We start from the raw sequence: 11023 nt of genomic DNA, 5'->3' as shown, positions 1-11023 counted from the left end.
CATTAAGAGTATTGATTACGTAATTAATGATTGTGCAAGATTCCTACCTTGTATTCCTGAATTCTTATATAATGATAAAAGATTACTGTCAGAATTATTTATCTTATTTACCGCAATAGATATAAACTTTAGGCTAGGCCAACTAAGAGATAAAGACATTGAATCAAGAAACTCTATTTATTATTACATGAATAAGGACAAAAATGCAGAAGACATATTTGATACAATAAAAGAGAATTATAAAAAACGAAGCCCTCTTAAATATTGAAAGTGTTTTGATTTCAAATGAAATTTTAATCAATACGATTATTAATGGCGTATATATTAAAGAGCAAATCCATGACTGCATAAGTAAAAGCCGTCATTTTATGAAACCAGAGAGCTATGGACCTTGGTTTACTATCTTGAGCTTCGATTCATGCAAAACGGAAGAGGTAGATAAAGCGTTAGAAGAACTTTATGCTCGCTTTGAGAATATGCAGTTAGTCGAAAACGGTGAAATCCAGCATTCCATTAATGTATTGTTTTTATTATCAGATGCTCAACATATTGATAAAAGTTTTGATGAAATATATTCATTTTTTTTAGATTACGTTAAAAAATTACAATCTAATGATAAATTCCTACCTGCTGATCTCTTCACAGAATATGATCCAATTCGTGATTCAGCTTATGGATATGGATTTTGGATAAATGATTCTTATAGACAATACTCAGCGAAATTGTACAAGATATTAATGGAGCATAGACAAATATCCTTAAGAAAAAAATATCCACTTTTTAGAGGTGAGCTGAAAATAAATTTAAAGGAAGATACCGGAAAGTTTTGTGAGCAAATTTCTAGAAATGGCCTCAGAGAGATAAATATATATGGTTATATTCCGATTTTGGCAAGTTTCAAACCTCATGAATTTGTTGATCTATGGCTTAGTATTGATATGTCAAAATGGCATAGTGTTAGAACAGCCCTAATAAATCGATACTCTGGCGGATCATTGCATGGTGATTTAGAGGACGAGGGAAAATGGCTAAAGTTTGTCAAAATGAATCTTAGATATCGCGCATCTAAGGGAACTGGTATCGACAAATTGAGAATTTCAAGATTGTTGATGGGACTGTAAATTAGGTCCCTCTTAAAAAATGTCGCAAAAGTGTTACAGCAACTTCCTGAGACTCGTTTATTAAATCAAGGTGACAGGTAGGCACGGAGCGGGTTAGTCATCTTCTTGCTCACAGAAGTCTGATGAATTGTTGCGAGTTATATGTCAGAGTTGGATCTCACTTATTTCAAGATATGTTTATTGACGGAGAATAATTTTGAATCTGCGCAAAGATGGATATCCACAAGGTCCGTTGGTACGGGCTGTATGGGAGTGCTGTGATGAACTTTATGAGAAACTAGGCCGAGCCCCCTCCCGCCAGGAATTTAATGACGAAATTGGTAAACGTGAACCACATCGCATAGGTGTTAGTACACATTCTCGCCTATGGGGAGAGTGGATGCGCCATCATAATTTCTCAACATTTGTTGCTAGTGAGCCGGGTATCATCCCTGAAGAAATGCACTATCCACAATACCTACGTGTATGGTATGCCGTGACACAACTCGGTTCCGCCTCTGCTGCAAATATTGTTAAGTGGATCCGTAACAGCAACGCCACTCTGAAAGAAACCGAGATTCGCATTCAACTGGATGCATTAACTGTTAATAGCAATTCACGGTATCGATACCTTGGTAGCCGTAAAAGCGCTCGTACTGACCAAGGCAATCCATACGACGTGTTGTTTCGTACAGGAAACCTACGAAATACACGGTATGAACTGTATATCCAAGAACTGCACGGTATATGGGACATTGGTGGTGATGGGAAAACGCCAGTTCAGATTGCTGTCCCAAGGCCATATGATCGTTTAGTACTTGAAGTGAGGGACGAATTATTCACGGAATCCCCGGAGGATGAAGGTGACATCCGTTTAAAAGCTCTGCGTGAGGTTATTGTTCGGGAAGGACAACCCGCATTTAGAAGAAAACTAATCGAAGCTTATGACGGCAGATGTGCGGTAACAGGTTGTTCTATCCAGGTGTTACTAGAGGCTGCTCATATAACACCTTATGCTGGTTCCTGGCATACCCGCGCCCAGCATGGTTTATTATTGAAAACAGATATTCATACTTTATTTGATCGTGGTTTGCTCTGGATTGATGACGAACTAAAAATAAGGATATCAGAACAGCTAACTGGGACGGAATATGCAGAGTTAGATGGCAGGTACTTAAGATTACCAAAAGATAAGAAAGACTGGCCGTTAATCACTCATTTGCAAAATCATCGGCAATATTGGAGTGATAAATATAATGAGGGTTGATGCACTTAATCCAGAAACGTACCTTCCTCGCTCCTTGCGGAATTGATGGAATTAAATCAAGTCCACTCTTGGTTAAGAGTGGACTATAAACATGATAATTGCTTAATTAAATATAAAATTTGTGAGATTGTTTTTTAACTATGTATGATAAAATTTAGCGAGCTCACTTCATTCAAATCAAATTTTTTAGTAAACCTTTTCCATCTTTCGACAAGAGCTCCGTGGTTAATTTTATAGGTTACATGTAGCTTTTTACCATGATATCTTACGTACTCTTTATCTTTGATCTGTGGGGCGAAGTAAATTACGAAGGAATCCGGTTCGATTGCAAATAGGTCCAGATCGTAAAGAGTATGCATATCACAACGCAACAATAGTCCATTACTTACATGATTATGTGTATCGTTTTTGTATGCAGTGATATGTGCCGCTTCGAGGATATCAACGATTTCACAGCCACTTACTGCACATTTTGCTTCTTGATTTAACAAATTGTCACGGAAACTTTTTTGCCCGCGCCTTTGCTTAATTTGCCGTAGAACCGCCTTACGCTGATCATCTACATCGAAGGGAGTATCATCAGTGTCTGCTTCAGAAGGCTTCAACTGAATGATGCCATTGAATAGGCTACTCGCCCATTCAAAATCAATTTCTTGAATTGAACTTTGAACGTTGTAACGCGGGGTATGAGATATTAAATCCATCAGGGAGATAGAAGTAATGGGTATAAAGTTTTGCTTATACTCAGCTTTAAATTTGAGTGCCGGCACGTTTTCTACTTTAGGCTGCTCAAATTCATGATCATTGCTGCATCGCCACTTTGGATTTTTTGATTTTCGAAGGGTCAACTTTGCTGGTGTGCAATTCTCATATGGGCATCGGTTACGAGATTTTAGATACGAGGTACATGTTAAATTATCTATAACTGATATTCCCAGAACGTTATTCCTATCAGTTACTATGACAATATCACCTTTTTTGACTTGCTTATGATTTGGGACAAAGTTGTCATATTGGTAAAAACTAGTTGAGTCATCGTGATAACCATTATTCCCAAAGTACCGGAGATCATCATTACCTATTGCTTTAAAAGACCATGCTTTCTGATTCATCCGTTTGATTCCATCATAAAAATTACAATTGAATCATAAAGCAATTATGGAGTGTTGAAAACAAGGTGTACAGTTTATGATCTTCTGTAGCACTTCAACTATAGATGATAGCTTCTAATGTCTGCTCCTCGCTCCTAATGGACATTTATCAAACAACGTTGTCCTTTGCATAAGGCCGAAATCCCGCTTCTCACCCAGCAGTATTCCGGCCTCCCATCACCCGCCTCAGTGCGCCGTTATGTAAAGCTCTTTCACAAACTCCGCCAGCAGCCAGACCATATCATGCAGTAGCCCGGTGAGTTCTTTCGCCACGCTCACAGGCAACGTCCCGCCCATCACCGCCAGCGTTAACGCTACGGCATAGTCCACCTGCAACGCCGTATCCTGCCAGCAGTCCGGCACACAGGAGGCGATCTTTTCCCCTGCGATCAGCTGTTCAACCAGATACGAAGGCAGTTCGGCATCGCAGCATTCCCGCAGCCGCTTCAGCGCTGCCAGCAGTTGCTTACAGAGCGTGGCAAATTTCACCGCATCGTCCGTGTCCACCAGTACGCTCACGTATGCCGCACAGGTGTCAGCCAGTTCAAAGAGATCCGCAGAATAGGGAAGTTGCAGATGAAGAAGGTGATGAAGAGCGCTTTCTTCAGCGTGTACGTATGAAAATCCAGGGGTAGTCGCCATTTAGCATCCTCGTTGTCCAAAAAATGTCATGTTATGCTAACGGGTTCCTACGCCCGGCTGCGGATGTGCCGCAACGCAGGCACTTTAAACCGCGAAGAAAGGATGAAAAGGGATACCCCTGAATTACATAAGGTTGCTTGCAGGTTTGCGAGGCGGCTTTCAGAAGGGCATTGCCGCGTGGCGGCTACGCCCGACCCGGCCTCCAAAACCACCGCGATACGACCCGTAGGCCCGCGCAAGCGCAGCGCCGCCGGGCACAGTTTGCACCGCGATTACGTCTTACGCAGACCTTTTCATTTTGAGCATCCCTTCTAATGATGTCTGCGTCGCGCGGGAGGATTTTCCCGCCTGTGAACAAAACACCCCAAACTCCCGGCACAGTGAAAGCGTAGACATTTTGTAGTACATGGTAGACCTCAAGCCAGAACGATGTCTGGCACCGCGACCAGCCATCCGGGCGTTTAAATGGTTAAAATAAATAATAATAATCATTGCGCAATAAATTTCGCTGTGTCTTAATAGCGTCATCGGTTTGGAATACAGACCTTATGAAAGCAGTTTTAGTAAAGCAGTTCTCAGTTCAGGTGTTATCAGTAGATACTCCTTCTTCGTGAGCCTCCTCCTAAGTGCCAAATAAGTAACTCTCGAAATACAGGCCATCATCGCCGCGCTTATGTGGCTCATAAATTAAGGATTTATCTATGTCTAATAAAATGACTGGTTTAGTAAAATGGTTCAACGCAGATAAAGGTTTCGGCTTTATCACCCCTGACGACGGCAGCAAAGATGTATTCGTACATTTCTCTGCAATTCAGAGCGACAACTTCAAAACGCTTGATGAAGGTCAGAAAGTTTCCTTTACCATTGAGAATGGCGCAAAAGGTCCAGCAGCTGGAAACGTTTCTCCACTGTAACCCGCGCTAAATATCAGTGCGGCGTACGATAGCGATGAAGACAATAGTCCGAGCAGTTAAGCTGTACTGATAAAAATTAACCCGCACCTGCGCGGGTTTTTTATTTTTTAAGGGTAATGGTACTGAGTTTTATATGGCAGCCTGCCCATACTCCCTTCAAATTCAGCCTCAAAAACTGCTTCGCAATAAATTGAGCATCAATACAGTCCGCAGTTTCTGAAAAGGTTCATCCCTGCTCCCGTTCCCCCTCGCTCATCATCGCCAGAAACCGTTTCACCGTCCGTGAGCGTTCAAAGCGCCGCCAGCAGAGCGCGATATCGGTATAAAGCTCCGGTGAGCTCAGCGCGTGGTAGGTGACATTCGGCGGAGAAATAGCGGCCATCGATTTCGGCACCAGCGCGAACCCGCCGCCAGCGGAGACCATGCTCAGAGAAGAGGAAAGTTGTGAAGATTGCAGCGTGTGTTGCATATCGACTCCGGCCCGCTCGCAGCTGCCGTAAACGCGGTCATACAGCCCCGGCGCGACCTCCTGGGGGAACAGCACCACCGGTGTCTCCCGAAGCTGCTCTAACGCCAGCGAATCGCACGCAGCCAGCGGATGGTCGCGATGCAGCGCCACCACCATCGGCTCCCGGTCGAGGATTTTCAACTCAAACACCTTGCTGCTCTCGCACGGCAGGCGCACAAAGGCGATATCCAGTTCACCCTCCGCCAGCATTGTCGTCAGCGAAGACATATTGGCTTCCACCTGATGAACCTGCACCGCCATGTTCTGCACCTGAAACTGACGAATCAGCGCGAAAATTTTGGGATGAAAGGCGTCGGAGCTGGTGATGCCAATCGACAGGCTGCCGTTCAGGCCGCGCGCGATGCCTCGGGCTTTCTCCAGCGCGGCGTCGCTCAGCGCCAGGATCTTACAGGCGTCCTCATAGAAGGCTTCTCCCGCCTCGGTCAGCTCCACGCCCCGCGTCAGGCGCCTGAACAGCGGTGTGCCCACTTCCTCCTCAAGCCGTTTAATCTGCTGGCTCAGTGGAGGCTGTGAAATACCCAGCGCTTTGGCCGCCCTGGTGAAGTGTCGCTCGCGTGCAACCGCGACAAAATAGCGCAGATAACGAAGTTCCATATCAAAAACGTCTCAAACCAGCATGGATTCTATATTGGAACTCTCTGCTGAATCGGGTCAACATTTATTTAACCTTTATAAATAAAGTTGAAGAGGACGGGCATGATGATGCATTCATCTGCATGCGACTGTGAGGCGAGTTTATGCGAGACCCTGCGTGGGTTCTCGGCTCAGCATCCTGACAGCGTGATCTATCAGACATCGCTAATGAGCGCCCTGCTAAGCGGCGTCTACGAAGGGGAGACGACGATCGCCGACCTGCTGGCACACGGTGATTTTGGTCTCGGCACCTTTAACGAGCTGGACGGTGAAATGATTGCCTTCAGCAGCCAGGTGTACCAGCTGCGCGCCGACGGCAGCGCCCGCGCCGCTAAGCCGGAGCAAAAAACGCCGTTCGCGGTGATGACCTGGTTCCAGCCGCAGTACCGCAAAACCTTTAACGGTCCGGTCAGCCGTCAGCAGATCCACGACGTGATCGACCAGCAGATCCCCTCCGATAACCTGTTCTGCGCGTTGCGCATCGATGGCAACTTCCGCCATGCGCATACCCGCACCGTTCCGCGCCAGACGCCGCCGTACCGGGCGATGACCGACGTGCTGGACGACCAGCCGGTGTTCCGCTTTAACCAGCGCGAGGGCGTTCTGGTCGGGTTCCGCACCCCGCAGCATATGCAGGGCATCAACGTGGCGGGCTATCACGAGCACTTTATCACCGACGACCGTCAGGGCGGGGGACATCTGCTCGACTATCAGCTGGAGAGCGGCGTGCTCACCTTCGGCGAAATCCACAAGCTGATGATTGACCTGCCCGCCGACAGCGCGTTTTTACAGGCCAACCTGCACCCCAGCAACCTTGATGCGGCTATCCGCGCCGTCGAAAACTAACAGGAGAACTACCGTGAACAGTGAGAAACAGTCACGTCAGTGGGCGCACGGCGCCGATATGGTTGTCGGCCAGCTGGAAGCGCAGGGTGTGAAGCAGGTGTTCGGGATCCCGGGCGCAAAAATCGACAAGGTCTTTGACTCCCTGCTGGACTCCTCCATCGAGATCATCCCGGTGCGTCACGAGGCGAACGCGGCGTTTATGGCGGCAGCGGTAGGGCGGTTAACCGGCAAGGCCGGAGTCGCGCTGGTCACCTCCGGGCCGGGCTGCTCCAATCTGATCACCGGCATCGCCACCGCCAACAGCGAAGGCGACCCGGTCGTCGCGCTGGGCGGGGCGGTGAAGCGGGCGGATAAAGCCAAGCTGGTGCACCAGAGCATGGACACTGTCGCCATGTTCAGCCCGGTGACCAAATACGCCGTCGAAGTCAATTCGCCTGACGCGATTGCTGAGGTGGTATCGAACGCGTTTCGCGCTGCCGAGCAGGGCAGGCCGGGCGGGGCGTTTGTCAGCCTGCCGCAGGATATTGTCGACCAGCCCACCACGGGGGCGATTTTACCCGCCAGCGGCCCGGCGCTGATGGGCCCGGCACCGGAGTCCGCCATTAACGAGGTGGCGAAGCTTATCGAGAACGCCAAAAACCCGGTCATTTTACTCGGCCTGATGGCCAGCCAGCCCGCGAACAGCGCCGCGCTGCGCACGCTGCTGGAGAAAAGCCGCATTCCGGTCACCAGCACTTATCAGGCCGCCGGGGCGGTGAATCAGGAACACTTCACCCGCTTCGCCGGGCGCGTCGGCCTGTTCAACAACCAGGCCGGAGATCGGTTGCTGCATCTGGCGGATCTGATTATCTGCATCGGCTACAGCCCGGTGGAATACGAGCCGTCCATGTGGAACAGCGGCGACGCGACGCTGGTGCACATTGACGTGCTGCCCGCCTATGAGGAGCGCAAGTATGTTCCCGATCTGGAACTGGTCGGGGATATTGCCGCCACGCTGAATCTGCTTGCCAGCCGAATCGAGCACAAACTTGAACTCAGCCAGCGCGCCTCGGAAATTCTTGTCGATCGCCAGCATCAGCGTGACCTCCTCGACCGTCGCGGCGCATCGCTAAACCAGTTTGCCCTGCATCCGCTGCGCATCGTGCGCGCCATGCAGGACATCGTGAATAACGACGTAACGCTCACCGTCGATATGGGCAGCTTCCACATCTGGATCGCCCGCTACCTCTACAGCTTCCGCGCGCGTCAGGTGATGATCTCCAACGGTCAGCAGACCATGGGCGTGGCGCTGCCGTGGGCGATTGGCGCGTGGCTGGTCAACCCGGGGCGCAAGGTGGTGTCGGTCTCCGGGGACGGCGGATTTTTGCAGTCGAGCATGGAGCTGGAAACCGCCGTGCGCCTCAATGCCAACGTGCTGCACATCATCTGGGTGGATAACGCCTACAACATGGTGGCGATCCAGGAAGAGAAAAAATACCAGCGTCTCTCCGGCGTCGAGTTTGGCCCGGTCGATTTCAAAGCCTATGCCGACGCCTTCGGTGCGAAAGGCTTTGCCGTCGAGAGTGCCGATGCGCTCGAACCGACGCTGCGTGCCGCAATGGATGTCGATGGCCCGGCCGTGGTGGCCATTCCCGTCGACTACAGCGATAACCCGCTGCTGATGGGCCAGCTCCATCTCAGCCAGATTTTGTGAATCAATATAAGGACAGAGAAATGCAAAAAGTGGCTCTCGTAACCGGCTCCGGCCAGGGGATTGGCAAAGCGATCGCGCTTCGCCTGGTGAAGGACGGCTTTGCCGTCGCTATCGCGGATTACAACGGAGAGACGGCGAAAGCGGTCGCGGATGAGATCACCCGCAACGGCGGGAAAGCCGTCGCCGTGAAGGTGGACGTCTCTGACCGCGACCAGGTGTTTGCGGCGGTGGAAAAAGCCCGCACTGCGCTGGGCGGCTTCAACGTCATTGTCAATAACGCCGGGGTGGCGCCGTCTACCCCTATCGAATCCATCACGCCGGAAATTGTCGACAAGGTTTACAACATCAACGTGAAAGGGGTGATCTGGGGCATTCAGGCCGCGATTGACGCGTTCCGCAAAGAGGGGCACGGCGGTAAAATCATCAACGCCTGCTCCCAGGCGGGCCATACCGGCAACCCGGAACTGGCGGTGTACAGCTCCAGCAAGTTCGCGGTGCGTGGCTTAACCCAGACCGCCGCGCGGGATCTCGCGCCGCTGGGGATCACCGTTAACGCCTATTGCCCGGGCATCGTCAAAACGCCGATGTGGGCGGAAATCGACCGTCAGGTCTCCGAGGCGGCGGGTAAACCGCTCGGCTACGGAACGGAAACCTTTGCCAAACGCATCACGCTTGGCCGTTTGTCCGAACCGGAAGATGTGGCCGCCTGCGTCTCTTACCTCGCCGGACCAGACTCCGACTACATGACCGGTCAGTCGCTGCTGATTGATGGTGGGATGGTGTTCAACTAAATTCTAATAAGCTCTGACATGAACTTTCCCCTGCTCCCGTGCAGGGGCTTTTTTTTGTCTCCTCAGCCATTGTGCATTACACTGCGCGCTGCAAAACTTTAGTCTTAAGATCTGACAGGCGGTAACAGCGATGAACGGTACAATCACAACGTGGTTTAAAGATAAAGGCTTCGGATTTATCAAAGATGAAAACGGCGACAACCGCTATTTTCACGTGATTAAGGTCGCCAACCCTGATCTGATTAAGAAAGATGCGGCGGTGACCTTCGAACCCACCACCAACACCAAAGGCCTTTCCGCGTATGCGGTGAAGGTGATCCCGGAGAGCAAGCATCTTTATATCGCGGGCGAGCGCGTGAAGCTCACCTCGATCAAATCCTTCGTGGTGTTCAGCGAAGAAGAGCCCGTTGAGACCAAAATCGACAAAGAGAACGCGGTGCTGTCGGTGGGGCTACTGATGAACAGCATCAAGCCGAAAAGTGAGAAAAAGCCGGGCGAGATGCGCACGGTGAAGAAGCTGGCGATCACCACCTTCCAGAACACGACGATGATCTTCACCGAAGATGAAATCGACATCGACGCGACGGTTAAGCTGCTGAAGTAATTTTATGCCGGGTGGCGGCTACGCGTTACCCGGCCTGCACGTTCTTCCTTTTCGACCGCTTTTTAACCTGCTATAACAAACTCCTTACCTTGCAGGGAGTCACCGCCGTGCCCGAAATCAATCAACATGGTCAAACCGTTAACGATATCGTCCCCGACTGGAAATGTGCTCGAGCGCTAACTCGCACGCCGCTAACCGGCCAGTATTGTCGTCTGGAACCGTTGGACGCAGAACGCCACGCGGCGGATCTGTTTGAAGCTTACGCACTGGGCGATGACAGCGACTGGACGTGGCTTGCCAGCACCCAGCCTGTGAGCGTTGAGGCTACTGCGCACTGGGTGCTTGGAAAGGTGCTGGATGACGACCTGGTGCCCTTTGCCGTTATCGATCTGCGCACCGAAAAGGCGGTAGGGCTGGTGAGCTATATGGCGATTGAACGCTTTCTGGGATCGGTGGAAATTGGCCACATCACCTGGTCGCGCAAGATGAAAGGCACCCGCATTGGCACCGAAGCGGTGTGGCTACTGCTGAAAAATGCCTTTGAGCATAAATATCGTCGGCTGGAGTGGAAGTGCGATTCGATGAACACCGCCTCACGCAACGCGGCGGAGCGGCTGGGGTTTGTCTGGGAAGGGCGCCTGCGCCAGAAGCTGGTGCGCAAAGGACGCAACCGCGACAGCGATATGCTCTCTATTATTGACGGCGAGTGGCCGGAAAGGGACGCGGAGTTGCGCGCCTGGCTGGCGGCGGAGAATTTTGACGCGGAAGGGCGGCAGGTCAGGCGGTTAGAGGAATTTCGAAAATAATTTTCCCTCACCCTAACCCTCTCCCAAAGGGCTGAGGGATCCCCAGT

The 11023-nt window shown here is 50.5% G+C and carries 11 protein-coding genes and 1 pseudogene; 9 read left to right on the top strand and 3 right to left on the bottom strand.

What is annotated here, in order from left to right:
* The 3 genes and pseudogenes from IPZ49_RS23285 to IPZ49_RS22330 form a co-directional block, all read left to right on the top strand.
* Positions 1-268: pseudogene (locus tag IPZ49_RS23285) on the top strand (hypothetical protein); the annotation flags it as partial.
* 7 nt (positions 269-275) lie between these two features.
* Complete coding sequence (locus IPZ49_RS22335) at positions 276-1121, top strand: hypothetical protein (protein WP_193762877.1); 846 nt, start codon at positions 276-278, stop codon at positions 1119-1121.
* A 196-nt stretch (positions 1122-1317) separates the two neighbouring features.
* Complete coding sequence (locus IPZ49_RS22330; protein ID WP_063932856.1) at positions 1318-2367, top strand: HNH endonuclease; 1050 nt, start codon at positions 1318-1320, stop codon at positions 2365-2367.
* Between the two features lie 134 nt (positions 2368-2501).
* Here the strand turns inward: IPZ49_RS22330 and IPZ49_RS22325 are convergent, their stop codons facing one another.
* Positions 2502-3479 carry an HNH endonuclease gene (locus IPZ49_RS22325; RefSeq protein WP_063146551.1) on the bottom strand — a complete coding sequence of 326 codons (978 nt, stop codon included), beginning with the start codon at positions 3477-3479 and terminating at the stop codon, positions 2502-2504.
* Between the two features lie 225 nt (positions 3480-3704).
* Positions 3705-4160: a hypothetical protein gene (locus IPZ49_RS22320; RefSeq protein WP_063932855.1), complete on the bottom strand. Its 456-nt coding sequence runs from the start codon at positions 4158-4160 to the stop codon at positions 3705-3707.
* Positions 4161-4861: 701 nt separating this feature from the next.
* Between IPZ49_RS22320 and cspA the strand changes: the two genes are divergently transcribed.
* Positions 4862-5074 carry an RNA chaperone/antiterminator CspA gene (gene cspA / locus IPZ49_RS22315; protein ID WP_022647355.1) on the top strand — a complete coding sequence of 71 codons (213 nt, stop codon included), beginning with the start codon at positions 4862-4864 and terminating at the stop codon, positions 5072-5074.
* A gap of 226 nt (positions 5075-5300) precedes the next feature.
* Here cspA and IPZ49_RS22310 read toward each other — a convergent pair whose 3' ends face one another.
* Positions 5301-6197: a LysR family transcriptional regulator gene (locus IPZ49_RS22310; protein WP_038415606.1), complete on the bottom strand. Its 897-nt coding sequence runs from the start codon at positions 6195-6197 to the stop codon at positions 5301-5303.
* 105 nt (positions 6198-6302) lie between these two features.
* Between IPZ49_RS22310 and budA the strand changes: the two genes are divergently transcribed.
* From budA to IPZ49_RS22285, 5 genes are all read left to right on the top strand, one after another.
* Positions 6303-7082: an acetolactate decarboxylase gene (budA, locus tag IPZ49_RS22305; protein ID WP_088581799.1), complete on the top strand. Its 780-nt coding sequence runs from the start codon at positions 6303-6305 to the stop codon at positions 7080-7082.
* Between the two features lie 13 nt (positions 7083-7095).
* Positions 7096-8775, top strand: coding sequence for an acetolactate synthase AlsS (alsS, locus tag IPZ49_RS22300; RefSeq protein WP_063146549.1), 1680 nt, complete (start codon positions 7096-7098; stop codon positions 8773-8775).
* Between the two features lie 20 nt (positions 8776-8795).
* Positions 8796-9566 carry a (S)-acetoin forming diacetyl reductase gene (locus tag IPZ49_RS22295; RefSeq protein ID WP_063146548.1) on the top strand — a complete coding sequence of 257 codons (771 nt, stop codon included), beginning with the start codon at positions 8796-8798 and terminating at the stop codon, positions 9564-9566.
* A 130-nt stretch (positions 9567-9696) separates the two neighbouring features.
* Positions 9697-10170: a cold-shock protein gene (locus IPZ49_RS22290; RefSeq protein WP_022647360.1), complete on the top strand. Its 474-nt coding sequence runs from the start codon at positions 9697-9699 to the stop codon at positions 10168-10170.
* Positions 10171-10277: 107 nt separating this feature from the next.
* Positions 10278-10976, top strand: a complete 699-nt coding sequence (locus IPZ49_RS22285; protein ID WP_063146604.1) for a GNAT family N-acetyltransferase — start codon at positions 10278-10280, stop codon at positions 10974-10976.
* Positions 10977-11023 lie beyond the last annotated feature (47 nt).

The sequence above is a fragment of the Enterobacter cloacae complex sp. S2 genome (genome assembly GCF_015159675.1).
GTDB classification, from domain to species: Bacteria; Pseudomonadota; Gammaproteobacteria; order Enterobacterales; family Enterobacteriaceae; genus Enterobacter; species Enterobacter intestinihominis.
Note: the sequence above shows the minus strand (reverse complement) of the source record. Positions and strands in the feature narration are given on the sequence as shown.